General features: G+C 69.4%; 24 protein-coding genes and 1 riboswitch. Of the genes, 12 read left to right on the top strand and 12 right to left on the bottom strand.

The annotated features are described in order from the left end of the window. Positions 1–66 precede the first annotated feature (66 nt). Positions 67–705: an exonuclease domain-containing protein gene (locus EDF40_RS03500; protein ID WP_123294211.1), complete on the bottom strand. Its 639-nt coding sequence runs from the start codon at positions 703–705 to the stop codon at positions 67–69. 64 nt (positions 706–769) lie between these two features. After that, positions 770–1234 carry a hypothetical protein gene (locus tag EDF40_RS03505; RefSeq protein ID WP_123340674.1) on the bottom strand — a complete coding sequence of 155 codons (465 nt, stop codon included), beginning with the start codon at positions 1232–1234 and terminating at the stop codon, positions 770–772. 134 nt (positions 1235–1368) lie between these two features. On the opposite strand from EDF40_RS03505, the gene ychF reads away from it, so the two are divergent. The 4 genes from ychF to EDF40_RS03530 all read left to right on the top strand — a co-directional run bounded on the left by ychF (position 1369) and on the right by EDF40_RS03530 (position 5973). Beyond that, a complete protein-coding gene (ychF, locus tag EDF40_RS03510; RefSeq protein ID WP_123340675.1) occupies positions 1369–2442 on the top strand; it encodes a redox-regulated ATPase YchF in 1074 nt (357 codons plus the stop codon). A 435-nt stretch (positions 2443–2877) separates the two neighbouring features. Beyond that, positions 2878–4230, top strand: coding sequence for an AAA family ATPase (locus EDF40_RS03520; protein ID WP_185002713.1), 1353 nt, complete (start codon positions 2878–2880; stop codon positions 4228–4230). 565 nt (positions 4231–4795) lie between these two features. Further along, positions 4796–5116, top strand: a complete 321-nt coding sequence (locus EDF40_RS03525; RefSeq protein WP_123340677.1) for a hypothetical protein — start codon at positions 4796–4798, stop codon at positions 5114–5116. Between the two features lie 392 nt (positions 5117–5508). Continuing rightward, positions 5509–5973: a phage tail protein gene (locus EDF40_RS03530; RefSeq protein WP_123340678.1), complete on the top strand. Its 465-nt coding sequence runs from the start codon at positions 5509–5511 to the stop codon at positions 5971–5973. Between the two features lie 527 nt (positions 5974–6500). Here EDF40_RS03530 and EDF40_RS03535 read toward each other — a convergent pair. Together EDF40_RS03535 and EDF40_RS03540 are read right to left on the bottom strand one after the other, a co-directional pair. Then, positions 6501–6788, bottom strand: a complete 288-nt coding sequence (locus tag EDF40_RS03535) for a hypothetical protein (RefSeq protein ID WP_111084949.1) — start codon at positions 6786–6788, stop codon at positions 6501–6503. A 273-nt stretch (positions 6789–7061) separates the two neighbouring features. Continuing rightward, entirely contained in the window at positions 7062–7673 is a 612-nt protein-coding gene (locus EDF40_RS03540; protein WP_123340679.1) for an HD domain-containing protein, read from the bottom strand. Positions 7674–7810: 137 nt separating this feature from the next. Here EDF40_RS03540 and EDF40_RS03545 point away from each other — a divergent pair, with 137 nt between their 5' ends. Both EDF40_RS03545 and EDF40_RS03550 read left to right on the top strand, forming a co-directional pair. Continuing rightward, a complete protein-coding gene (locus EDF40_RS03545) occupies positions 7811–8608 on the top strand; it encodes a hypothetical protein (RefSeq protein ID WP_123340680.1) in 798 nt (265 codons plus the stop codon). After that, positions 8605–10533, top strand: coding sequence for an amidase family protein (locus tag EDF40_RS03550; RefSeq protein WP_123340681.1), 1929 nt, complete (start codon positions 8605–8607; stop codon positions 10531–10533). Before EDF40_RS03545 ends, EDF40_RS03550 begins: the two co-directional genes overlap by 4 nt. Positions 10534–10615: 82 nt before the next feature. On the opposite strand, the gene EDF40_RS03555 is transcribed toward EDF40_RS03550, so the two are convergent. Next, the gene (locus EDF40_RS03555; protein WP_123340682.1) at positions 10616–11392 is read right to left on the bottom strand and encodes an isocitrate lyase/phosphoenolpyruvate mutase family protein; all 777 of its coding nucleotides are present in this window, start codon (positions 11390–11392) and stop codon (positions 10616–10618) included. Between the two features lie 110 nt (positions 11393–11502). Here EDF40_RS03555 and EDF40_RS03560 point away from each other — a divergent pair, with 110 nt between their 5' ends. Next, complete coding sequence (locus EDF40_RS03560; protein ID WP_243648879.1) at positions 11503–12690, top strand: MalY/PatB family protein; 1188 nt, start codon at positions 11503–11505, stop codon at positions 12688–12690. Between the two features lie 195 nt (positions 12691–12885). Here the strand turns inward: EDF40_RS03560 and EDF40_RS03565 are convergent, their stop codons facing one another. Together EDF40_RS03565 and EDF40_RS03570 are read right to left on the bottom strand one after the other, a co-directional pair. Continuing rightward, on the bottom strand, positions 12886–13071 hold the full coding sequence (locus EDF40_RS03565; protein WP_123340684.1) for a hypothetical protein: 186 nt from the start codon (positions 13069–13071) through the stop codon (positions 12886–12888). Between the two features lie 84 nt (positions 13072–13155). Further along, a complete protein-coding gene (locus EDF40_RS03570; RefSeq protein WP_123340685.1) occupies positions 13156–13644 on the bottom strand; it encodes a GNAT family N-acetyltransferase in 489 nt (162 codons plus the stop codon). A 68-nt stretch (positions 13645–13712) separates the two neighbouring features. On the opposite strand from EDF40_RS03570, the gene EDF40_RS03575 reads away from it, so the two are divergent. Then, a complete protein-coding gene (locus EDF40_RS03575) occupies positions 13713–14597 on the top strand; it encodes a LysR substrate-binding domain-containing protein (protein ID WP_123340686.1) in 885 nt (294 codons plus the stop codon). 40 nt (positions 14598–14637) lie between these two features. Here the strand turns inward: EDF40_RS03575 and EDF40_RS03580 are convergent, their stop codons facing one another. From EDF40_RS03580 to EDF40_RS03595, 4 genes are read right to left on the bottom strand one after another with little or no spacing between them, the layout of a single operon-like run. Next, a complete protein-coding gene (locus tag EDF40_RS03580) occupies positions 14638–14892 on the bottom strand; it encodes a hypothetical protein (RefSeq protein WP_111084959.1) in 255 nt (84 codons plus the stop codon). Next, complete coding sequence (locus tag EDF40_RS03585) at positions 14889–15371, bottom strand: FBP domain-containing protein (protein ID WP_123673093.1); 483 nt, start codon at positions 15369–15371, stop codon at positions 14889–14891. The genes EDF40_RS03580 and EDF40_RS03585 overlap by 4 nt, the downstream gene beginning before the upstream one ends. Positions 15372–15411: 40 nt before the next feature. Further along, positions 15412–16149 (bottom strand): M48 family metalloprotease, encoded by a 738-nt coding sequence (locus tag EDF40_RS03590; RefSeq protein ID WP_123340688.1) that lies wholly within the window; start codon positions 16147–16149, stop codon positions 15412–15414. A gap of 13 nt (positions 16150–16162) precedes the next feature. After that, positions 16163–16537, bottom strand: a complete 375-nt coding sequence (locus EDF40_RS03595) for a BlaI/MecI/CopY family transcriptional regulator (protein WP_111084962.1) — start codon at positions 16535–16537, stop codon at positions 16163–16165. A 196-nt stretch (positions 16538–16733) separates the two neighbouring features. After that, positions 16734–16839, top strand: a riboswitch (glycine riboswitch). A gap of 49 nt (positions 16840–16888) precedes the next feature. On the opposite strand from EDF40_RS03595, the gene gcvT reads away from it, so the two are divergent. The 3 genes from gcvT to gcvP are packed head-to-tail and all read left to right on the top strand — an operon-like array spanning position 16889 to position 21331. Next, the gene (gene gcvT / locus EDF40_RS03600) at positions 16889–18007 is read left to right on the top strand and encodes a glycine cleavage system aminomethyltransferase GcvT (RefSeq protein WP_123340689.1); all 1119 of its coding nucleotides are present in this window, start codon (positions 16889–16891) and stop codon (positions 18005–18007) included. Between the two features lie 4 nt (positions 18008–18011). After that, positions 18012–18389, top strand: coding sequence for a glycine cleavage system protein GcvH (gcvH, locus tag EDF40_RS03605; protein ID WP_123294121.1), 378 nt, complete (start codon positions 18012–18014; stop codon positions 18387–18389). Beyond that, positions 18386–21331 carry an aminomethyl-transferring glycine dehydrogenase gene (gene gcvP / locus EDF40_RS03610; protein WP_123340690.1) on the top strand — a complete coding sequence of 982 codons (2946 nt, stop codon included), beginning with the start codon at positions 18386–18388 and terminating at the stop codon, positions 21329–21331. Before gcvH ends, gcvP begins: the two co-directional genes overlap by 4 nt. Here gcvP and EDF40_RS03615 read toward each other — a convergent pair. Continuing rightward, on the bottom strand, positions 21328–23325 hold the full coding sequence (locus tag EDF40_RS03615; RefSeq protein WP_123340691.1) for a S9 family peptidase: 1998 nt from the start codon (positions 23323–23325) through the stop codon (positions 21328–21330). The genes gcvP and EDF40_RS03615 overlap by 4 nt on opposite strands. Before the next feature lie 306 nt (positions 23326–23631). On the opposite strand from EDF40_RS03615, the gene EDF40_RS03620 reads away from it, so the two are divergent. Then, a complete protein-coding gene (locus EDF40_RS03620) occupies positions 23632–25257 on the top strand; it encodes an ABC transporter substrate-binding protein (protein ID WP_123340692.1) in 1626 nt (541 codons plus the stop codon). Positions 25258–25445: the final 188 nt, after the last annotated feature.

Raw genomic sequence — 25445 nt, forward strand, 5'->3', positions numbered from 1 at the left:
GGGACCTTCGGATCGGCCGACTCGGCCGGATCGGCCGAGTCGGCCGGCTCGGCGAGCTCTGTCAGCTCAGTCGGCGAACACCATCGGGCGGTTCGACAGCCGCGGCTGCGGCGTCGAGGCCTTGGGCTTCTCGGCACGGGCCCGGACCGGGGCGATCGTCACGCGGGTCGCTGCCCCCAGGGCCTCGACCGTGTCGGTGCCGTGGTGGCCGGCAGCGTGGATGACGATCGCGGCGCACGCTTCGGCATCGGCTGCGGCGTCGTGGTGCTGGAAGCCCTCGAACCCGGCGGCCATCGCGGCGACCGGCAGTCGGTAGGAGTCGAGCGTGTAGGTCTTGCGGGCCACCGCGAGCGAGCACATCGAGTGGTGCTCGGCGAGGTCGATGCCGGTGGCCGAACAGCCACCGGCGATGACGCCCATGTCGAACCGAGCGTTGTGCGCGACCAGGACGTCACCCTCGGCGAAGGCCACGAGGTCGGGGTACTGCTGCTCCCACGTCTTCGCGCGGACGACGTCCTCGGCGACGATCCCGTGGATCCGGGTGTTCCACTCGAGGAACGCGTCGTGTCCGAACGGCGGGCGGATGAACCACGACGCCCGGTCGACGACCCGGCCCGCACGGACCTTGACGAGTCCGACGGAGCACGCACTGGCGGGCGAGCTGTTCGCGGTCTCGAAGTCGATCGCGGTGAAGTTCAACGGCACGGTTCCGATCGTCGCACGGGGCGCCGACATCGCCGGAAGCCGCCTCGGCGTTGCGGCCGGACGCTCAGCGGCGTCGTGCCGAGCGGGAACCGCTGCGCCGGCGTCGTGCCGTCGCGCGCCAGGTCGCCGTCCGTCGGGCTCGTTCGCGCTTCCAGTGCGGCGCGAGCAGCGTGCCCACCATCTCGAACGCCACCGCGACGCCGTCCAGCCGCCAGCGCAGCGGCAGGCGCTCGACGTGTTCGGTGAGTCCGGCGGTCAGATCGCCGGTGACGACTGGGAACCCTGCGTCCCGGGGGAGGGGGATCCCGCGGAACCGGTCTTCTTCGGCGTAGTCGATCGTGTCGTCCTCGGGGTCGTAGACGACCAGGACGTCCGCCTCGAGCTCGGCCATCGCGTCGTGCAGCTGCTCGAGCTCAGCGCGGGAGGCCTGCTCGAGTGCGGCGAGGGTCTCCGGGGCGAAGCGCTGCCGCAGCGCCGGTGCTCCCATGCCCACCGAGTGCACACCGCGCTCGTCGCGTTCGAACCACATCGACGTCCTCCTGTCCCGTCGCCCGGTCCGGACGACGGGGTCCACGCTGCCACGACCGGCTCGCGCCGGTTCTGGCGGACGGACTGGAGGCCCGGGTCGGCTCCGGCGGGCCGCCGCCGGTAGGCTCTTCTTCCGTGGCTCTCACCATCGGAATCGTCGGTCTCCCGAACGTCGGCAAGTCGACCCTGTTCAACGCCCTGACCAAGAACCAGGTCCTCGCCGCGAACTACCCGTTCGCGACGATCGAACCGAACGTCGGGGTGGTGAACCTGCCCGACACGCGGCTCGACCAGCTCGCCGAGCTCTTCCACTCGGAGAAGACCGTGCCCGCGCCGGTGTCGTTCGTCGACATCGCCGGCATCGTCAAGGGTGCGAGCGAGGGTGAGGGGCTCGGCAACAAGTTCCTCGCCAACATCCGCGAGGCCGACGCCATCGCGCAGGTCGTCCGCGGCTTCACCGACGACGACGTCGTGCACGTCGCGAACAAGGTGTCCCCGAAGGACGACCTCGAGGTCATCAACACCGAGCTGGTCCTCGCCGACATGGAGACGATCGACAAGGCGCTCCCGCGGTACGAGAAGACCGTGAAGCTGAAGCAGGCCGAGCCGATCGTGCTCGAGACCGCTCGCGAGGCCCGTGCCGCGCTCGAGCAGGGCACCCTGCTGTCCGCCACCACGATCGATCTCGCGCCGATCGCCGAGCTCGGACTCCTGTCGGCCAAGCCCTTCATCTTCGTGTTCAACGTCGACGAAGCGATCCTGACCGACGACGCCCGCAAGGCCGAGCTGGCCGCCCTCGTCGCCCCCGCCCAGGCAGTGTTCCTCGACGCCCAGGTCGAGTCGGAGCTCATCGACCTCGACCCGGCCGACGCGGCCGAGCTGCTCGAGTCGACCGGGCAGACCGAGTCCGGCCTCGACCAGCTCGCCCGGATCGGCTTCGACACCCTCGGGCTGCAGACCTACCTGACGGCCGGTCCGAAGGAAGCCCGTGCGTGGACGATCGGCAAGGGGTGGAAGGCGCCCCAGGCTGCCGGCGTCATCCACACCGACTTCGAGAAGGGCTTCATCAAGGCCGAGGTCATCTCGTTCGACGACCTGGTCGAGACCGGCTCCATCGCCGAGGCCCGCGCTGCCGGCAAGGCCCGGATCGAGGGCAAGGACTACGTCATGCAGGACGGCGACGTGGTGGAGTTCCGCTTCAATAACTAGTGTTTCACCGTAAAAGAGCAGGGGGATTCGATGCGTTGGTGGATCGAGGATTTCAAAGGTGTCGCTTCAGCTTCGGTAGATGTCAGTCCCGGCGCAGTGACAATTCTCTCTGGTGTAAATAGCAGTGGCAAATCGTCCCTGCTCCAATCCCTGCTCTTAACGGCGCAGAGCCACTATCACCGAGGGGCGATGGTGCTGAATGGACCGCTCACCCGGCTTGGAAGCGCCTCGGACTTGGTCAGGTCGGGTGCTCGACCTGAAATAACAAAGCTCGGGCTGTCGTTCTCGCGAGACAATCGGCGCTATTCGGGAAGACGAGGGCGTCTGCAACGAGAAATGTGGGCGCAATTCCACCTCGCCCCGTCTCCGCAGGGTACAACTTTCGCTCTACAAGAGCTGGAAGTTGGATGGAATGGAGATGAACGAGCGTCCCGAATGGTGCTCAACAAGACATATGCTCGAGCTGGTGACGTCGCTGTCATACGGGAAGCGCGCGGCGAAGGCGACGGGACTGATTATCTCCACCTGAAGCAGGCCATATCGCAGGGCACGCGAACCTTGCGCACCTACATCGCTGTGGTGGGACTTCGCCCCGTCGAGGTTGTCCAGGTTCGCGAGGCCGAGTACGTGACCCGGCAATATCGACGGCAATTGCAGACGGTTTTCCGGGAGTTTGAGAGTGACTCGGATCGTTTGTACGAGTCTCGATACCCGCCGGTTATTAGTGAGTTTGTCGAGCTACTTTTCGAAGCGCACGCCGGAATTGACGAGGACTTGCCCTCCGTCATTGAAGAACTCCGCACAGCTAGATCGGGAAATCCTTATACATTTTCTCCAGTATGGCGAAATCTTAGCGCAGATCAGCAGGGCGAATATATTGAGGCAGCTGCAGTGCAGAGAGCCAAAAAGCCGCTAATCGTCGTGCCGCTAGAACACAACGTCCGGGGGAAATACGGGTTTGGTAGTGAGGGCCTCCTTGAGGATCAGCTGGCGGAGACGCTAGGTCGCGCTCAGCTAGTTCTGTCGTCCCTTGGTGAGGCTTTGAATTCGATCACCGATAGGGTTCAATATCTTGGACCGTTACGTGACGAGCCACGAGTGGTTTGGAACCAATGGAATGAGCTGGCCCGCGGACTACCGGTTGGAACACGGGGCGAGTACAGCGCGGTGGTTCTCTCGCGAAATGGGCAGAAATATATCTCGTACGTCACTCCCGAGAAGGACCAACGTTCGGATAGGCTAATTGATGCGGTAAACACCTGGCTCTCCTATCTTGAAATCGGCGACAAAGTATGGGCAGAGAACCTTGGAAAGCTTGGGATTGGTCTTGAAGTCGAGGTCAATGGTCACCGCCGCGACCTAACGAGCGTTGGAGTCGGAGTCAGTCAAGCCCTGCCGATCGTGGTCGCTGTGCTGGCTGCTCCGCTGAACTCTTTGTTTTTAGTTGAGCAGCCGGAGCTGCACCTGCATCCTGCCGTCCAGTCGCGCCTTGCGGACTTCATTCTCCGCGCTAGACCAGACCTGGCGATCGTCTTGGAGACGCATAGCGAGGCGCTCCTGACGCGCGTCCGTCGCCGAATATCTGAAGACGATGTTGAGAGAGCAAAGGTGGCCGTCACCTTTGTGGAGTCCTCGAGGACGGGTTCGTTGTCTCGGGACTTGTTGTTCAATCAGTTTGGCGACCTTAGTGATTGGCCGGAAGGATTCTTGTCGGGAATAGGTGAGGACACGGCTGCAATTGTTGAGGCCAATCTGCAGCGAATTCGGCGCCTTGGAAAAGATGCTTGAGCCGAAGGGGATATTAGACCCCGAACTGTTCGTCCCAGCTGGGCAGATGCGAAACTCCATCGAATATTGGTCTCGCCTGATGCCGTGGGTTAGTGATCGGTTCTTCCTCGTCGGTCCACGGTCCTACGAGAGGCTTTCGGAACTATGTGGAACGCCGCCCGGCGTCACAGGTATTCCTGCACCCGAGATCTGGCGCATCATCGGAGAGTTGGGCGCAAGGCCCTTCGTCGGAAGTGGAGACGGAGGTCGTGTCAGCGATGGGCTTAGTGAGTACTCCCCGTTTTGGGGTGAGCTGGGAAATAGCGGCCTACTCGAAGCAGATATGCGCCCGATCGGCGACGATCAGGTCGTGGTCGTCGGTTCAGACGAGCGCGCTTGGAATGTTCCAGATCCCGGGTGGGGGACGACGCTAGTTGCCTTCGACCCCGCCGCGCCGAGGTCAAGCGCATGGCTCGAAGCTTGGCGGAGCGGTGGAGGGGCGTCTGAAGAGGACCTCGCTCGTATGTCCGAGCATCTATTCCCGAACCTCGTCTTTCATGGAGGCGCGTGGTCCCATCTTGGGCGCATGAAGTTGGACGTGCAGGATCGCCCTGAGGCGATTGCGAAGGCACTCGCGGTGCTGGACGTCCACGCGGCCAGGATCTGGCGGGAGCTGGATCAGCCGCGAGATAGGCAATCCGCTTTAGGAAGCCGTGGGGCCGATGCGGCACCCGAGAATGGCAACACCCGCGGTGATTCGTCTGCAATGAAGCGCCGGCAGTTCACGTTTGATGGGCAGGTGCTGCGTTGTGAGTGGCACATCCGTCTCCAGCCCCACACCGATAGAATCTATTTCCGCGTGGAGGGAGATAGGGTTTATGTCGGCGATATGACAGACCATCTGTAACGCGTCGCCCTCGATGGAGTGCGTATCGTGCAGCGAGGGCTGCATGAAATTGCGTACCCTTATCGCCGTGTTCACTCCTCGGATCGCCTAGGATGTGCTTGCAGGAGTCCTCTATCAATGCGCTTATGGCTCAGTCGCTTGGGCTGCTCCTCATCAAGCGCTTTATGTTGGACGTTAGTCGTGCGATGGAGTATCGGGCCCGGCGACCGAGGGTGCAGCTTCGAGGTCGAGGACCCTCGGCGTGAGCCAGTTCTCGGGTGCGAGCAGTTGCACTGCTCCGCGCAGTCGGTCCGCTCAGCTCGGGTTGCTCCGCGACTGTAGGTGGACCGCGTCGGCTTCGGCGGGCGACCGAGGGGCTAGATTCAGACCGTCCGAGTGCCCGAGGAGGCCCCATGTCGTACGTCGTCGACTTCGTGAACGTGTCCACGGTGGGTCTGGAGTCCTTGCCGGTTGCCGACGCACTCGCCGGGCTGCGGGCCAGCGAAGCACGGTACTTCGCGAACAAGTACGACCACGTGTTCACCACGCACGCCGCAGCTGACGTGCCGGACCTGGTCGCCTACGTGCGGCGGGTGCTCGAGGAGGAGCGCGGGCTGGTGATCGCGTCACCACCGCTCGAAGCCACGGAAGCCCTGGTCGACGGCGTGCGCTGGACGTACGTCTTCTACGAGTCCGGCCTGGCGATCAACGTGCTCTACACGCTCGAACCGGGCGGCAAGCGTGCGGTCGGCTTCAAGCTCTCCGACGGGATGGACGTGCCCGAGGAACTTGCCGACAAGTTCAAGTTCGCGCGGCAGAAGTCGAAGCTCGCCGGCACGATCCGCGGCTCGTTCTTCGTCGTGAAGGGCGAGTACTGACGTCGTGAAGATTGCGTGCATGCAAAATACTTGGTACTGCACGCAGTGCTGATCGACCCTGGTCACCACGAACCGGTGATGAAGGGCAGGGAATGGGCTATGACGGCGACTCTGGTGAAGACTGCGGTGATGCGCGGCCTGTACGTCGGGTTCACGGGCGACAGCTCCCGAGCGCGGGCGATGCGGTTGCTGCTGAACGAGAAGCGGGCGTCAGCGGCACAGCGAGCGGCAGCCGAGGAGAGGCGGACGCGAACGTCCTCAACATTGCTGCTACGGAGATGTTCAGTGGACCGCTAGCGTCCCCGCGTGTCCTGGCCGAGTACGAGCGGCTCGTTCCGGGAGCGATCCTCATCTCGACCGGTCACACGGTCGGGGCGCTCGCAGCGATCGTGCCCGGCGTGCTCGGGGCGGCATCGCAGGTCGTCGCTGCGGCCCGTCGAGGTGTGTGACCGTCGCACGGTCGGTCGCAGGTACGACGAAGCGCCGCCGGGGAGCCCGGCGGCGCTTCGCGTTCGTACTGGTGGAGCCTAGGCCGCGAGGGCCATGTCGCCCGCGTGCACGGACTGTGCCTGCAGCAGGGTGCGGCTGGCTTCGCCCGCCCAGGAGCGGCCCGGGACGGTCCAGCCGGCCTCGCCGACGGCGTCCAGACGGGTGCCGCGGGTGACGAAGGTCTGCAGGTCGTCGGCCGCGATGCGGACGAGGTACTCGCGCTGCGAGCGGTCGTCACGCACGGGGAACTCGGCGATGCGGTCGGGGGTGATCGTCGGGGCCGCGAGTGCGGTCCCGAACACGGTGATTCGTTCGTTGCTGGTCATGGTGCTGTACTTCCTGGTCATTCGGCGCCAGGGCGACTCGGTGTCGGCGGACGTCTCAGTCCGGCGCGACGCATCGAGTGCGGGGCGCGCACGTCGAGTTTCAACGTGCTGCTGATCCGTTCGGATCAAGCGGTGGTCTCGGTTGGAATGCGACTCGGGTGAGTCGGTCTCGAGACGTTGGTGTGCGCGAGTCAGATGGGTTCGCTGCAGTGCACCAACCAATAACTATACGCACCCGAAGCGCAGAAGTCCAGCGCAGACCAGGAAGACGGTTCAGGACGCCAGGAACGCGTCCCATCGCGCGCCACCTGCAGCCACGTTGCCGGAGCCGTCGAGCCGAGCAGCTGCCGAGGACGGCTTGCGCGAAGCCTGCGCGTGGATGAGCTCGTCGAACGCGCCGGAGAACCCGAGGCGGGGCAGTGCCGTGGCGACCGCGTGCAGGTCCTCCGTGGACCACCTGGAGAACCCGGCACCGGAGACGTCGAGCGAGGTGGCGACCTCGAGCAGGTGCCCCTCCACGTCGACCGCGGGGTCGACGGAGGTCCGCATGTGCCGCTCGATGACCTCGCCGACGCGTCGGGCGCGCGCTGCGTCCCACCCGGCGCCGAGGGCGAAGACGGAGCCCACGGCGCCACCGGCCTCCTCGAACGGCACGGCGTGGGCGTCGAACGACGGTGTGACGCCGAGGTCGTGCAGCATCGTCGCGACGAAGAGCAGCTCGGGGTCGGGCTCGAGGTCGACGGTCGGGGCGAGCAGGACCGCCCACGCCCACGAGCGCAGGCAGTGGTTCACCAGGGCGGGGGAGGACCAGGTGCGGACGACGTCCAACGCCCGTGCGGCGACGGGGGAGGGCGGGGTGAGCAGGGCTTCGACGTCGAGCGACATGGCACGACAGTAGCGGTGCGACGGAGCCGTAACGGCGCGGAAACGTGCCGGGCCCGAGCCGGAAACAGCGCACCGTTAGCTTTCGGATCACTGAGTACCCGCTCAGCACCCGACCTCCTCCCGAAGGACCTGCACCCATGCAGCACCGCCTCCGGCTGCGCCCCCGCGCGACGATCGTGTCCTCGACACTCGTCGCCGCCGGGGCGATCGGCCTCGCCGCCCTGACCGCCTCGCCGGCCCAGGCAGCACCGACCGCGACGACCGCGACCATCGACGCCCCCACCACCGCGACCGTCGGCACCGCCTTCGACGTCGACCTGACGATCCCGGCGACGACCGACGTCTACGCCTACGAGATCACCCTCGACGCCGACGCGGAGTCCGTGTCGTACGTGGAGGACAGCGTCACCGGTCCCGACGGCGGCTTCGACAGCGTCGAGCAGGACGGCGACGCCCTGACGATCGTGCACACCCGCCTCGGGACCTCCCCGGCACTCAGCGGCGACCTCGCTGCCTCGATCGGCCTGACGCCGACCGCACCGGGCAGCGTCGACCTGGCGGTCACGAGCATCACCCTCGTCGGATCCGACGGCACCTCGACGACCCTCACCGACCCGGCGAGCACCACGATCTCGATCGCAGCAGCGGCGACGGCGACCCCGACGGCCACGCCGACCCCGGGCGCCACCGCCACGGCCGACCCGGGCACCGGCGCGGGCGACCCCGACCCGGCGACCACCGCCGGCCCGACCAGCGGCGCCACCGCCGTGGCCGCAGCCGGTGGCGACCGTCCGACCGGCGGCGAACTCGCCTGGACGGGCGCCGACGTCGCCCCGTGGATCGCCGCGTCGCTGGCCCTCCTCGCTGCCGGCGGGACCCTGATCACCCTGCGTGCGCGCCGCGCCCGCCGCGAACGCACCGGAGCAGCCGAATGACCGCCACCAAGCCGGACGCCAGCAAGCAGGCGATCACCAAGCCGGACGCCAGCAAGCAGGCGATCACCAAGCCGGACGCCAGCACGAAGCACGCCCGGAAGCGCTCGGCCGTCGCCGGCGCCTCGCTCATCGCCCTCGTCGGCACCGTCCTCGCCGCGACCCCCGCGATCACCGCCGCAGCAGCACCGGCAGCCGTGGACGCCAGCCCAGCAGCGATGCTCGCGCCGTACTACACGGACCTCGACCTGACCGGCGACGACCAGGTCACGAAGGCCGACCTCGCCGTGCTCACCGAGCACCTCGGGGCCACGAGCGCCAGCGGTGACTGGGCGACGGTCAGCGCCGCGGACTCCGACGCCGACGGCACGATCACCGTCGCGGACGTCGCGGCTCTGTCCCAGCGGATGATCTACGACGACGGTCCGTTCACGCTCGTCGAGGCGTCCACCATCGACATGCAGGCCGCGATGAACGCCGGGGTCACCACCTCGGTCGCCATCACGCAGGACTACCTCGACCGCATCGCCGCGTACGACCGCACCAAGGTCGACTCCGCGTCGACCGGCCGCGCGCTCAACTCGATCGTCACGACGAACGCCGAGGCCCTCGCTGCAGCGAAGACGGCGGACACCGAGCGTGCCGAGCACGGCATGACGAGCATGCTGCTCGGTGTGCCGATCGCGGTGAAGGACAACTACGACACCAAGGACATGCCGACCACGGGCGGCTGCGGCTGCTGGGACGACAACCAGACCGACACCGACGCCACCATGGTCGCCGGACTGCGAGGGGCCGGTGCGGTGATCCTCGCCAAGGCCAGCCTCGACGAGTTCGCCTACGGCTTCGTCTCGGAGTTCTCGTCGAACCAGCCCGCCGGTTCGTCCCTGCTGGTCGCCAGCCCGTACAACACGGCGCAGACCGCCGGTGGCTCCAGCGGTGGGACCGGTGCGGCGATCGCGGCGAACCTCGCCGGCATCGGGTTCGGCACCGACACCGGTGGCTCGATCCGCATCCCGTCCACGTACAACCAGCTCGTCGGCATCCGCCCGACGGTCGGCCTGGCCAGCCGCGACGGCATCATCCCGCTCGCGCTGTCGCAGGACACCGGCGGGCCCATCGCCCGCTCGGTGACCGACGCGGCCGTCGCGCTCGACGCCGTGACCGGCGTGGACGCAGCCGACCCCGTCACGAGCGCGCAGTCCGGCAAGGTGCCGACCTCGTACACGTCGTCGCTCGACGCGGACTCGCTCGACGGCGCCCGCATCGGCTACGTCACGAGCATGGTCGGCACGAACGCCACGGCCAAGCGACTGTTCGACGCGTCCGTCGCGAAGCTCGAGGCCGCCGGGGCGACCGTCGTCCCGATCACCGCGACGACGGCGTTCAACCGGGTCCTGTCCGAGGGCAGCGGCAGCACGAACGAGTTCAAGCACGACCTGGACGAGTACGTCGCGAAGCACCTCGACCCCGACGTGACCGCCCGGTCGCTGCAGGGCATCCTGGCCTCGGGCGAGTACGTGCCGAGCCGCAAGTCGACCTACGAGTCCCGCGACCTGATCACCGACGCGCAGTACCAGGCGTGGGCCGGGCCGACGGGGTCGCACACGACGCAGCTCGCCACCGGTAAGCAGCTCGTCACCCAGATGCTCGACGACCAGGACCTCGACTCGCTCATCTACCCGTCGGGCACGCCCTACGGCACGCAGTCGACGAACATGCGTCTGAGCCCGAACACCGGCATGCCGGCGATCACCGTCCCGATGGGGCAGGCGACCGCGGCCGACGGCACGATCACCGGTGCCGGCGTGAACCTCGAGTTCCTCGGCCGCTCGTTCGACGAGAGCACGCTGATCGGCCTCGGCTACGCCTTCGAGCAGGAGACGAAGGCGCGCACCACGCCCGCGCTGTACCCGGCGCTCGGCTGAGCTGAGCGGGTCGCGATCGCGACCACATGCAGACGGGAGGCCCGGTGCCAGCTGGCACCGGGCCTCCCGTCCGTCTGCTCCGTCAGTTCAGGGTCGGGGTGTCCTCCGGCACGACGCCGTCGGCGTACAGGTCGGTCGCCAGGTCGCGGAGCGCCCGCAGCGCGACGCGCTGCGTGAGCGGACCGTAGGAGATGCGGGCGACGCCGAGGGCCTCGTACTCGGCAGCGGGCAGGGCTCCCGGCAGACCGATGACCGACAGCTTGCCGCGGCCGAGGCCCGCGACGAGCTGCTCCACGACGTCGCGCTGGATCGCGCCGGGCACGAAGACGAGCGCGGCGCCGTTGTCGAGGAACGCCTTGCCGCGTGCGATGGCGTCCGCGATGCTCTCGTCGATCGGACGGTCCCCGCCTCGGGCGATCGCGTCGGTGCGGGCGTTCAACTGGAAGTCGACGCCCTCGGCCTGGGCAGCGGCCGTGATCGCGGCGACCCGGGCGACGGCCTCGTCGAAGGGACGCAGACGGTCCTCGACGTTGGCGCCGACGATGCCCGAGCGGATCGCGCGGCGAATGGTCTCAGCCGGGTCCTCGTAGCCGTCGTCGAGGTCTGCGGTGACCGGCAGGTCGGTCGCGGCGGCGACGATCGCGGCGCCCGACAACGCGAGGTCGAGGGGCATCCCGCCGTCCTCGTACCCGTACGACGCGGCGATCGAGTGCCCGGCGGTGGCGATCGCCTTCGTGCCGGGCAGGTCGCTGACGACCTTCGCGGTGATCGCGTCCCACACGTTCACGACGCGGAGGATCTCCGGGGCTTCGTGCAGCTGCTTGAGGGTGGTGGCCTTGTCGGCGGTGCTCGTGCTCATGGGACCGACAGTAGGCGGGGCGACGCCCCGCGTCCCAGGGTGCGCGGAAGACGACGCTGGATGACAGGCGGGCTCGCGCCGGGCCTCCCGGTCGGTGCATGCTGGGACGCATGGCGAGCGACGAGCAGGACCCGGTCGGCACGCTCCGCGGGGTCCGCACGAGCATCAAGTGGACGCGGTACGCGCCCGACGTGCTGCCCCTGTTCGTCGCCGAGATGGACCACGACGTCGCGCCGGAGATCCGCCAGGCCCTGATCGAGCGCGTGTCGCAGTCCGACCTCGGCTACCTCGACGGGCCCGGGCCGCTCGCGCCCGCGTTCGCGCAGTTCGCGCTCGACCGCTGGGGCTGGGAGATCGATCCGTCCCGCATCCACCTGGCCACCGACGTCAGCGTCGGCATCGTCGAGTCGCTGCGGCTCGCGCTGCCCGACGGCGGTCGCGTCGCGATCACGCCGCCGGTGTACCCGCCGTTCTTCGAGCTCGTCGACGAGGCCCGATGTCAGGTGGAAGAGGTCCCGCTGCTCGAGCAGTGGGGGCAGTACCGACTCGACCTCGAGGGACTCGAGCGGGCGTTCGCGAGCGGGGTCGGCGTCTTCCTGCTCTGCAACCCGCACAACCCCGTCGGCCTCGTGCACGACCGCGCCGACCTGCTCGCGATCGCCGAACTCGCGGCGAAGTACGACGTGCTCGTCATCAGCGACGAGATCCACGCACCCCTGACCCACCCGGGCGTGCAGTTCACCCCGTTCGCGGCCGTCGCCGAGCCCGTCGGAGCCCGCAGCGTCTGCGTGACCTCGGCGAGCAAGGGCTGGAACCTCGCGGGCGTGAAGTGCTCGATCATCGTCGCCGGTGACGACCGGACCGCCGCACTCCTCGACACCCTGTGGGAAGAGGTCGCCTGCCGCACGAGCATCCTCGGGCTGCACGCGAACCTCGCCGCGTTCACCGTCGGGACCACCTGGCTCGACGATGTGGTGTCCCGGATCGTGGCCAACGACCGGCTGCTGGCGAAGCTCCTCGCCGAGCACCTGCCCGGCGTCGTCTACACGCGGCCCCGAGCCGGGTACCTGGCATGGCTCGACTTCCGCGGGATCGGGCTCGGCGACGACCCGGCCGTGCCGCTGCGTGAGAACGCCTACGTCGCGCTGAACTCCGGGCTCGGGTTCGGGAGCGAGGGGCGCGGGTTCGTCCGCCTCAACCTGGCGTGCTCACCGGAGACGCTGCGCGAGGCCGTGTTCCGGATCGCCTCGGCGTACCCGTCGAGTGCGCAGGAGGGGCTGGTCTGGCACGTCGCGTGAGCGCGTGTGCGCGTGTGCGCGTGTGCGTTGCCGCGTGTGGTGACGCGAGACGCCGTCGTGTTGCGGCGACGCCGTCATCACGCTGAGACGCCGCCTGCTTTGGCGGCGTCATGCGAACTCGGCGGCGTCTCCGCATGACGACGGCGTCCGCCACGAACGGCCCGTTCCGCTGGATCGGCTCGTGCAGGCGCCGGGTCAGTCGACGTACTGGTTGCGCCCGACGACGCGGATCTGCAGCTCGTCGGTGCGGTCCATCGCCAGGATCTCGCGGGCGACGAAGCCGACGGCCGGCCAGCGGTCGACCTCGGTGACCATGAAGCCGTCGATGAACACCTGCCACGCGCCGCGCTCACGGACTGCCTGCACTTCGTACGTCGCCATGTCGCGAGCGTACCGAAGCGGGCGGGTCCGCCGTCAGTGCAGCTCGAACGTCAGTGCAGCTCCAACGTCAGTGCAGCTCCAACGTCAGCGCAGCTCGAGCGTCATGTGGACGTCGGCCCGGACGTAGGGGCTCGGGACGAGCTCGTCGTCGCGCAGGTGCCGGAAGCCGAACGCCTCGTACAGGTGCACGGCGCTGGCCAGCTGTGCGTTGCTCTCGAGGTCGATCCGCTGCGCGCCGAGCTCCCGGGCGCGGTCGAGTGCAGTGGCGATGAGCTTCCGACCGGTGCCGTGCCCCTGGTGACCGGGTGCGACGGCCATCTTCACGAGCTCGAACACCCCCGGGGTCGTCGGCACGATGCCGATGCACCCGACGACCTGGTCGTCGAGTCGCGCGACGAACACGGCGCCGCCGGGTTCGACGACGTGACCGACGGGGTCGCCGAGGAACTTGCGGTCCTCGTCCTCGAGCGCGAAGAACTGGGTGATCCAGGCCTCGTTGAGGACGCGGAACGCCTCGGCGTCAGCCGGGGTGGCGAGGTCGGCGATGGTGACGGTGGAGGTCGCTTCGGGCATGGCTCCATCCTCCGACCCGCATGAGGTCACGTCCAATACTCGTTCGCTTCGATCGATAGGCTGCGTGCATGGATCGGGATCCGGACGTCGACCTCCGCCAGCTCCGTGCGTTCCTGGCGGTGGCCGACGAACTGCACTTCGGGCGCGCTGCCGAGCGCCTCCGCATCGCGCAGCCCGCGCTGTCCCAGCAGATCCGCCGCACCGAACGCGAACTCGGCGTCGACCTGTTCGTCCGCACGAGCCGCAGCGTCGCCCTCACCGCCGCCGGCCAGGCGCTGCAGGGGCGTGCGCGGTCGTTGCTCGGGCAGGTGCGCCGTGACCTCGACGAGACGGTCCGGGTCGGGCGGGGTGAGGCCGGCCGGCTCGACGTCGGCTTCGTCGTCTCCGCGCTGCCCCTCGGGCCGATCGAGCGCGTGCAGGCATTCCGTGCGCGGTACCCGCTGGTCCGTGTGGACCTGACGGAGGGCTACTCGTCGACGCTCCTCGCCCGGATCGTGCGGGGCGAACTGGACCTGGCCGTCGTGCGCGACCCGGACCCGGACCCCGCCGTGCGGCTACTGCCGTTCCGGACCGAGGCGTTCGTCGCGGCGGTCCCACGCGGACACCGGCTCGCCGGCCGTGCGTCCATCCGCGGCACCGAGCTCGTGGACGAGCCGTTCGTGTTCTTCCCCGCCGTGGCCGGTTCGCTCGCGACCGAACGGAACCTCGCCCCGGTCACCGCCGGTGGCCGACGGCCCGTGGTCGTGCAGGAGGCAACGACCTGGGCCACCGTCCTGCACCTGGTGGGCGCGGGACTCGGCGTGACCGTCGCTCCGGAGAGTGCCGCGCTCGCCGCACCGGACACCGTCGTGCTGCTGCCGCTGACCGACAGCGATCACCGCAGCGAGCTGTCGTGGGCGATGCGCGCCGACGACGACCGCGAGATCCTGCGGAACTTCGTCGAAGCCGACTGAGCGAAGCCGACTGAACGACGCCCGGCAGGAAGCGCTCCGCTCAGCCGAGCGCGAGGACCGGCGCCCGGTGGTCGCCGAGCTCGTCGACGTGCCACGGCCGTGCACCCCGCAGGGTCAGCCCGAGCTGCACGAGCACGAACCCGACGTGGGGTTCGACGTCCGGGTCCCACGGCCCCTCGACCCCGAGGCCGAACGCACCGAGTTCGTCGTCGGCCTCGTCGCGCAGCGTGAGGCGCCAGCGGCCGTCGCCGAGTTCCTCGACCACGGCCCAGCGGGCGGTGCCGAAGCGGCTCACGCCGACTTCATGATGTCCGCGGTGAAGTTCTGCACGCGCTGCAGCAGCGAGGCACCGCGCATCGCGATCGTCGCCGGCGGGTTGAGGTGCGGAGGAGCGGTGCGGATGAGCATCGAGCACCCGAGGTCCTCGCAGATGTAGGTGCCGATGGTGTTGCCGTTGCGCCCGGCCTCGCCCGCACGGGGTGCCGAGAACAGCCGCACCTGCGTCGCCGGCTGCGGGGAGTGGCAGAACGAGCACATCGCGGCGATCCCGGCGCGCAGGGACCCGCCCGCGGACCGGACGATGATGCCCACGGGGCGGTCGTCGATCCAGGACACGATGTACCCGCGGCGGGCGGCCTGCGGGTCGCGCCAGCCCAGGAACTCGCGCTCGTCCCAGAGCATCTCGTGCAGGCCGGGGATCGGCAACTGCTCGAGCTCGTCGGGGGTGGCGTTGACGAACGAGGATCGGATGTCGGCTTCGGTCAGTGGCTTCACGGTTCGATCACCATATGCCTCGCCTCCGACACGTGCTCGCTCAGGACAGTCTGGAGGCGCGGATCGCCCCGAGCGCGCTGCTCCCGTCCGCCACCAGGACGGCCCGGCGCAGGGCGTCGCGTCCGACACGTCGGGCCGCGGCGTCGTCAGCGGCGAACTCCACGAGGACGCGCGTCGAGCGCGCCATGGCGCGCGCACCGGGCACCCACGGGACCGCACGTTCGATCGATTCGGCGACCGCGACCGCAGCCGCGTGGTGCTGGGTCAGGTGGGCGCGCTCGTGGGCGACCACGGCCTCCAGTTCGTCCGTCCGCAACCGGTCTGCCAAGCCGGTGCTGACCAGCACACCGCCGCTCCGCCCGGGCACGGCGCAGGCCAGGGCGTGGTCCGCGTCGACGACGGCCACCGGGGTGCCGTCGATCTCGCGGTGCGGCGCGACGCCGGAGCGCATGGCCTGGCGGACGGCCTCGTGCTCGGGCCCGGGCCGGACGCGGACGGCGACGACGAACGCGATGACCGCGAGCAGTGCGACGCCGACGTTGAAGCCGTGCGTGGGGGAGCCGTCACCGCCGAGGAGCTCGGTGAGCGGGCGGTCGGCGAGCACGACGAGGGCAATGCCGGCGACGAACCCGACGACGCCGAGCAGCACCGCGAGCGACCAGCACACCAGGGCGGTGCGCGGCCGGTCGATGGTCCAGGCGGACCGGGTGAGCACCCTCGGGGCGAACACGACCACCAGCAGGGCGAGGACGATGAGCGCGATGCCGGCGACGACCACGGAGCGGCCCCGGTCAGGAACGTGCGCGGGCGTCGAGGGCGCGGCGCAGGGCCTCGAGGTCGTCGGAGGCGAGCGAGCCGGTGAACTGCAGCAACGCTGCTTCACGGTCGGCCGAGGCGGCGAGCGCACTCGACATGAGGGACGCGGTCTGTTCGTCGCGACTGTGCACGGCACGGAAGCTCAGCGGGGCGTCGTCGTGCTCCTGCCGCTCCACCTGCCCCTTGCGGCCGAGCCGGTCGAGGACGGTGAGCACCGTGGTCAGCGCCGGTCGGGGCTCCGGGAAGGCATCGAGCACCTGTCGTGCGGTGAGGCCGTCGGTCACGGAGCGGAGCGCGTCGAGCACCGCTTGCTCGAGCTGCCCCCTGGGGCGTGATCGCTGTCCGGCCATCCCCGCATTCTACGAGATGTCGAAGGCCGGTACGCGACACACGTTCGTAACGCGGTCTCGGTATGCTCGGCGCGGACAACTGAACACACCGGCCGCTCATCCGTCGCGGGAGACGCCCTGCACGTGCCCTCGGGCGCACGCACGGCACCGAAGGAGCAATCCCCCCGTCAATCTCTCAGGTCCCACACCGCAGCGGACAGGCCACTCTGAAAAGCAGACGCTCAGTCGTCTCGCCCACGGTGAAAGCCGCCGGACCTCACGGGCCGCGGTGAAACTCTCAGGCCCATGACAGAGGGGGAGTTCCACCCGGCGATCGTCGCCGGGCCCTGCTGATGCCAGGAGAACTCCGCCATGAGTCCGACGCCACTGCGTTCGTCCCCGCTCGAATCCGCGCACGAAGCCGCCGGTGCGACCTTCACCGACTTCGCCGGGTACCGCATGCCCGTGCGCTACTCGTCCGACCTCGCCGAGCACCACGCGGTGCGCCAGTCGGCCGGGGTCTTCGACCTGTCGCACATGGCCGAGATCGGCGTCACCGGTCCGGACGCCGTCGTGTTCCTCGACCACGCGCTCGCCGGGTCGTTCGGTGCGATGCCACTCGGCCGCGCGAAGTACTCCCTGCTGCTCGCCGAGGACGGCGGGATCCTCGACGACCTCGTCGTGTACCGCACCGACGACGACGTGTTCCTCGTCGTCGCGAACGCCTCGAACCGCGAGGTCGCCGTCGCCGCGCTGTCCGCGCGCACCGACGGCTTCGACGTCGCGGTGTCGGACGACTCGGACAGCACCGCACTCGTCGCGATCCAGGGCCCCGCGGCCGCCGGCACGCTCGACGCCCTCGTCGTCGCCGACCGCCTGCAGCCGGAGAGCCCCCTCGACGACCTCGGCTACTACCGCGCCCTGCACGCCGTGTTCGACGGCTCCGAGGTGCTCGTCGCCCGCACCGGGTACACCGGCGAGGACGGCTTCGAGCTGTACAGCGCACCCGAGGTCGCCCCGGCGATCTGGGACGCGCTGCTCGAGGCCGGCGCCGACCGCGGTGTCGTCCCCGCCGGGCTCGCAGCGCGCGACACCCTGCGGCTCGAGGCCGGCATGCCCCTGTACGGGCACGAGCTCGGCACCGACGTGCGTCCCGCCCAGGCAGGCCTCGGCCGCGTGGTCGCCAAGAGCGGTGACTTCGTCGGCGCTGCCGGGGTCGCGCCGTCGGACGACGCCCGCGTGCTCGTCGGGCTCGTCACCGAGGGGCGCCGCGCCCCGCGTGCCGGCTACGACGTGGTGCACGACGGCACGGTCGTCGGCACCGTCACCTCGGGTGCCCTCTCGCCGACGCTCGGCCACCCCGTCGCGATGGCCTTCGTGGACCCGGCGCTCGCCACCGAGGGACAAGTCCTGCACATCGACGTCCGCGGGACGGCCATCCCCAGCACCGTCACCGCGTTCCCCTTCTACCGCCGTCCTCAGAAAGGCTGATCCCGTGAGCGACCAGACCGCACTCCAGTACACCGCCGACCACGAGTGGCTCCTCGTCGAGGGCGACACCGTCACCGTCGGCATCACCGACCACGCCGCCGAGCAGCTCGGTGACGTCGTCTACGTCGAGCTCCCCGCTGTCGGCACCGCCACCACCGCGGGCGAGCAGATCGGCGAGATCGAGTCCACCAAGAGCGTCGGTGAGCTCTTCGCGCCGATCGAGGGCGAGGTCGTCGCGGTCAACGACGCCGTGGTCGACGCCCCCGACACGGTCAACCAGGACCCGTTCGGCACCGGCTGGCTCGTGAAGATCAAGGTCGACGGCACCTCGTTCCCCGAGGACCTGATGGACCACGACGCGTACCGGGCGTCCATCGCATGACCGGCCCCGACGACCAGCAGGAGTTCCAGAACCTGCAGACTTCGTTCGCCGACCGCCACATCGGCACCACCCCGGCCGACCAGCAGACGATGCTCGACACCGTCGGCCGGCCGTCGCTCGACGCCCTGGTCCGCGCCGCGATCCCGGAGTCGATCCACGCAGCACCCGTCACCGACTCGGTGATCCCCGCCGCCGTCGGCGAGACCGAGGCGCTCGCCGAACTCCGCGCCAAGGCCGGGCGCAACACCGTCCGCCGCGCCATGATCGGGCTCGGGTACCACGGCACCCACACCCCCGCCGTGATCCAGCGGAACGTGCTCGAGAACCCGAGCTGGTACACGGCCTACACGCCGTACCAGCCGGAGATCTCCCAGGGCCGGCTCGAGGCGCTCATCAACTTCCAGACGATGGTCTCCGACCTGACGGGCATGGCCACCGCCGGCGCCTCGATGCTCGACGAGGGCACCGCCGTGGTCGAGGGCATGCTCCTCGCCCGCCGCGCCTCCAAGGTGAAGGGCGACGCGTTCCTGGTCGACGACGACCTGCTGCCGCAGACCCGCGCGCTGCTCGACCACCGCGCCGACGCCGTCGGCATCACGCTGCGTGCGTTCGACCCCGTCACCGGGCCGACCGACGAGCAGCTCGACGGCGCCTTCGGCGTTATCGTGCAGTACCCCGGTGCCTCCGGCCGGATCGTCGACCCGTCGTCGATCATCGAGCGCGTCCACGCCGGTGGCGGCATCGCCGTCGTCGCGGCCGACCTGCTCGCCATGACCCTGCTCGCCAGCCCCGGTGATCTGGGTGCCGACGTCGCCGTGGGGACGAGCCAGCGCTTCGGCGTCCCGCTCGGCTTCGGCGGCCCGCACGCCGGGTACCTCGCCGTCCGTGCCGGGCTCGAGCGCCAGCTGCCCGGTCGCCTGGTCGGGGTGTCCTTCGACGCCGACGGTGCGATGGCCTACCGCCTCAGCCTGCAGACCCGCGAGCAGCACATCCGCCGCGAGAAGGCGACGAGCAACATCTGCACCGCGCAGGTCCTGCTCGCCGTGATGGCCTCGATGTACGCCGTCTACCACGGGCCCGAGGGGCTGCGCTTCATCGCGAACCGGGTCGCCCGGACGACGTCGGCGCTCGCCGCGGTCGCCCGCGACGCCGGGCTCGAGGTCGCGCACGACGCGTTCTTCGACACGCTCACCCTGCGGGCCACCGGTCGCGCCGGGGCGGTCGTCGCCGCAGCGCAGGACGCCGACTTCCTGCTGCAGCAGGTGGACGAGGACGTGTTCCAGCTCTCCGTCGACGAGACGACCACGCCCGACGACGTCACCCGACTGGCGGGCGTGTTCGGGGCGGTGGACGTGACCGTCCCCGCGACCGAGGCGGCCGTGCGGGACGCGGCCACGGGCCTCCCGGCCGGTCTGCTGCGCGAGAGCGAGTACCTGACGCACCCCGTGTTCAGCGCCCACCGCAGCGAGACCCGCATGATGCGGTACCTGAAGCACCTGGCGGACAAGGACTACGCGCTCGACCGGGGCATGATCCCGCTCGGCAGCTGCACGATGAAGCTCAACGCGGCGACCGAGATGGCCGCGGTGACGTGGCCGGAGTTCGCGAACATCCACCCGTTCGCGCCGCGTGGCGACGTCGAGGGCTACCTCGACATGATCGGTGACCTGGAGTCCTGGCTGGCCGAGGTCACCGGGTACGACACCGTGTCCCTGCAGCCGAACGCCGGCAGCCAGGGTGAGCTCGCCGGACTCCTCGCGATCCGCGGGTACCACCTGGCGAACGGCGACACCGAGCGCACCGTCTGCCTCATCCCGTCGAGCGCCCACGGTACGAACGCCGCGTCCGCGGTGCTCGCCGGCATGAAGGTCGTCGTGGTCGCCTGCGACGAGAACGGCAACGTCGACCTCGCCGACCTCCGCGCGAAGACGGAACAGCACGCCGACACCCTCGCGGCGCTGATGATCACGTACCCGTCGACCCACGGCGTGTACGAGCACGACATCCGCGAGATCTGCGACGCCGTGCACGACGCCGGCGGCCAGGTCTACGTCGACGGCGCGAACCTCAACGCCCTGCTCGGCCACGCCCGTTTCGGCGACTTCGGCGGCGATGTGTCGCACCTCAACCTGCACAAGACCTTCTGCATCCCGCACGGCGGCGGCGGACCCGGTGTCGGTCCGGTCGCGGCGAAGGCACACCTGGCGCCGTACCTGCCGGGGCACCCGTTCGCGCAGCAGGCCGACCGACGGCCCGGTTCGACCGCGGCCGCGGCCGAGGCCGACGACCGCCTGGCGCACGCCGGCGGCCCGGTCAGCGCGGCACCGTACGGCAGCCCGAGCATCCTGCCCATCACGTGGACCTACGTCCGGATGATGGGGCTCGAGGGCCTCACCCGTGCGACCGAGGCAGCCGTGCTCGGGGCGAACTACATCGCGGCCCGACTGCGCGACGCGTTCCCGGTGCTCTACACGGGCGAAGACGGCCTCGTGGCGCACGAGTGCATCCTCGACCTGCGACCGTTGCGCGACACGACCGGCATCACCGTCGACGACGTCGCCAAGCGCCTGGTCGACTACGGCTTCCACGCGCCGACCATGTCGTTCCCGGTCGCCGGCACCCTGATGGTGGAGCCGACCGAGAGCGAGGACCTGGCGGAGCTCGACCGGTTCGTCGACGCGATGCTCGCCATCCGTGCCGAGGCCTCGGCCGTGGAGCGCGGGGAGTGGCCGGCGGACGACAACCCGCTCGTGCACGCCCCGCACACGGCGTCCTCGGTGATCTCGGGGGAGTGGTCGCACGCCTACACCCGCGAACAAGCCGTCTACCCGCTGCCGGGCATCAGCGGCCGCAAGTACTGGCCGCCGGTGCGCCGGATCGACCAGGCGTACGGCGACCGCAACCTGGTGTGCGCGTGCCCGCCGGTGGAGGCGTTCGCCTAGCGACCCGCGTCCACCGGCGTGACGGGCAGGTGCTGCGCCCACCAGGCGAGGACGTGCTCGAACCGCTGCACGCGGTGCCACGGTGTGCCGGAGCGGGAGAGCTCGTGGCCCTCGCCGGGGAACACGAGGAACGACGCGTCGACCCCCGCGCGCCGGAGGGCCACGAACTGGCGCTGCCCCTGCTCGATCGGGCAGCGCCAGTCCGCTTCCGAGTGCGCGACCATGAACGGGATGGTGACCTGCGCGGCGTACGTCAGCGGGCTCCGGCGACGCTGCTCTTCGGGGTCGGCACCGACGTACGCGTCGGCGAAGTACCAACCGATGTCGGAGCTGCCCGCGAACGAGTCCCACGCGTTCACGGCGCGCTCGCTCCACGCGGCCACGAACCGCTCGCCGTGGTGCGCGGCGACCCAGCTCGTCATGAACCCGCCGTACGAGCCGCCCATGATGCCGACGCGTGCCGCGTCGAGGTCGGGGCGTTCGAGCGCTGCGTCGAGCAGGGCGAGCACGTCGTCGACGTCGACGGTGCCCATCGCCCCGATGACCGCGCGGCCGTGGTCGAGTCCGTAGCCACCGGATCCTCGCGGGTTGCCGATGACGACGGCGTACCCGGCGCTGGCGTAGACCTGCGCCTCGTCGAAGAACGCCCAGGTGTCCTGGCCGAACGGTCCGCCGTGCACCACCCGGAGGACGGGGTGCGGCCCCTCGCCCTCGGGCAGGACGACCCAGCCGTGCACCGGGGTACCGTCCGGAGCGGTGCCGGTGAGCTCCTCGATGCGGCGGACACCGGGGGCCGATGCCCCGGACCGGAGCGGGGCCGCGTAGTCGGTGAGGACCGTGGGGACGGCATCGTCGGACGCGGTCAGGTCGACCACGTGCACCTCGCCGGGCGAGTCCGTCGTGGCAGCCGTGGCGACCAGGACGTCCCCGTCGACGTCGAAGCCCGAGACGACCAGGCGGCCGCCGAGGACGACCCCCAGCTGGTCCAGCCGGAGCGGAGCCGTCGTGCCGGCGGGGACACGACGGACGGTGACGGTGCCGCGGTCGAGCACCTGCACGAGGACGTCGTCGCGGTGGAACGCCGGCGTCCCGGAGACGTCGACCGTCTCGCGGGCGGTCAGTCGGACCGGTTCGGAGTCGTGGGCCGCGACCCACAGCCCTTCGGGTTCGCCGACCAGTCGCCCGTCGCGGTGCGACGCCCCGACGTAGTGGACGGTACGGTCCGGGGCGATCGCGATCGAGCTGACCGAGCCCTCGGTCCGGACCGCCAGCGTCATCGTGCCGTCGGATGCGTCGACGCGGTACAGGTCGTCGTCGTGGGTCTCGCGTTCACCGAGGTCGCGGGGGGCGACGACGAGGAGCGCGCCGCCGTCCGGGTACCAGGCCGGTGCCGAGACGGAGCAGGGGGCACTGGTCAGCGGGGTGTCCACCGGGGCGGCACCGGGGTCGGTGACGTCGACGACCACGAGCTGCTGCGGCTTGTCGAGCAGGTACCCCGTGCCGTCGACGTGGAAGTCGAGCCGCGACACGAGCCGCGGCGCCTCGGCGGCCGCTGCCGGGCGACGGTCGCCGCCGGGGACTGCGGAGCCGTAGCGCCCGGGTTCAGGGAACCGTGCGGTCACGGCGACGCGTGTCGAGTCGGGCGACCAGACCGGGGTGCCGGCGCCGAGCGGCAGGGCGGTGACCACGCGGGCCTCGCCGCCGTGCACCGGTGCCACGGCGAGCTGTGGGTGGGCGACGCCGTGGTCGTCCTGGACGGACCGGAGGAAGGCGAGGGCACGACCGTCGGGGGACAGGGCCGGCGAGGAGTCGCGGTCGCCGGACGTCCAGCGGACCGCGCCCTCGGTGGTCACGCGCTCGATGGTGCTGCGGTACGCGTCCTGCTCGAGGTCCGGACGCGAGACGGCGACGAAGGCCGCTCCGCCGTCCCCGGGATCACCGCTGACGGTGGGGGAGGAGGGGACGTGGAGATGGGAGATGTCGTTCGCGAGCACGTGTTCACGGTACGGCTGGTGCGGCGCCGATGCCCGGGTCCTGAGGCGGCCTCGGAACAGGTCTTCCTTGCACAGAACTGTGTCGCAGTGCAACGAATTTCATGCAGATGCAACAAAAGCGCGAGGGCGTTCAGCAAGCGCGCGAATCTTGCATCTTCTCGCAAGGATCGTGCAAGTTGGTTACCGGCTTGTAACCGTTCGCTCCAGGGTTTGGAGGCTGCTGTCCACCTTGCCTACAGTGCAGATGTCAAACGCGCCCGGGTGACACCGCTGTGCCCTTGCGCGTCCCATGCACCAGGAGGAACCTTGATCAAGAAGCGCGCCGGGCTTGCAGCCCTCGCCGTGCTCGGGGCCACAGCACTCGCCCTGACCGCCTGCTCCAGCAACAGCAACAGTGGGGGTGGCTCGGGCTCGTCCAACGCCTCGGGCATCGTCACGACCAACGGCAGCGAGCCGCAGAACCCGCTGATCCCGTCGAACACCACCGAGACCGGTGGCGGCAAGATCATCGACTCGCTCTTCGAGGGCCTCGTGTCCTACGACGCCGACGGCAAGTCCGTCAACGAGGTCGCGAAGAGCATCGACACCGATGACTCGAAGACCTTCGACGTCAAGCTGAACACGAACTACACGTTCACGAACGGCGAGAAGGTCACCGCAGAGTCCTTCACCAAGGCCTGGAACTGGGCCGCGCAGAAGTCGAACGCCCAGGGCGCCAGCTACTTCTTCGAGAACATCGAGGGCTACGACGCCGACAAGGACTCGGAGCTCACGGGCCTCAAGGTCGTCGACGACGACGAGTTCACCGTCACGCTGAAGTCGGCCCAGTCGGACTTCCCGCTGTCGCTCGGCTACTCGGCGTTCGTGCCGCTGCCGTCCTCGTTCTACGACGACACCAAGGCGTTCGGTGAGAACCCGATCGGCAACGGTCCGTACAAGCTCGACGGCAAGAAGGCCTGGACGCACAACCAGTCCATCAAGCTCGTCACCAACAAGGACTACGAGGGCAAGCGCAAGCCGAAGAACGGTGGTCTGACGATCACGTTCTACGCCTCGCAGGACACCGCGTACTCCGACGCTCAGGGCGGCAACCTCGACGTCCTCGACGCCGTGCCGGACAGCGCCTTCAAGACGTACAAGTCGGACTTCCCGGACTCGAACGTCAACCAGCCGGCCGCCATCTTCCAGGCGATCTACCTGCCGTACTACCTCGACCACTGGAAGGGCGAGGAAGGCACGCTGCGTCGTGAGGCCGTCTCGATGGCCATCAACCGCAAGCAGATCACCGACAAGATCTTCGACGGCACGCGCACCCCGGCGAAGGACTTCACGTCGCCGGTCATCGCGGGCTGGAACGACGACCTCGACGGCTCCGACGTCCTGGACTACAACGAGTCCGAGGCCAAGAAGCTGTGGGCCGAGGCCGACAAGATCTCGAAGTACGACGACACCCTCACCATCACGTACAACGCCGACGGTGGGCACGAGGCGTGGGTGACCGCGGTCACGAACTCGATCTCGAACACGCTCGGCATCAAGGCCGAGGGCAACGCGATCCCGACGTTCCAGGAGGCCCTCGACCTCCAGACGAACGACAAGCTCACGGGCGGCAGCCGCACCGGTTGGCAGGCCGACTACCCGTCGCTGTACAACTTCCTCGGCCCGACCATGGGTGAGGGCTCGTCGAACAACTACTCGCGGTACGACTCCAAGGAGTACAACGAGCTGCTCGCCGAGGGCCGTTCGGCCGCCACGGTCGAAGAGGGCAACAAGGCCTTCGACCAGGCCCAGGAGCTCCTGTTCAAGGACCTCCCGGAGATCCCGCTCTGGTACTCGAACGTCACTGGTGTCTGGAACGCCGACAACGTGTCCAACGTGAAGTTCGGTTGGAACTCGGTGCCGCTGTACTACGACATCGAGGTCACGAAGTAACACCGCTCTCCTCGAGAGCACCGCGTGGGCAGGTATCCTGCCTCGCGACCACCGGACGGGGGTTCGGGGACCGCAACGGTCCCCGAACCCCCGTACCTCGGCGGCAACACCTTCCCCCACCACATCGGGCGCCGCCGCCCGAACCGGACATCCGTGCCGACCCTCGGAACGTCCACCCCTCACCACAA

It is taken from the genome of Curtobacterium sp. PhB170, assembly GCF_003752345.1.
In the GTDB taxonomy this organism is placed as follows: domain Bacteria; phylum Actinomycetota; class Actinomycetes; order Actinomycetales; family Microbacteriaceae; genus Curtobacterium.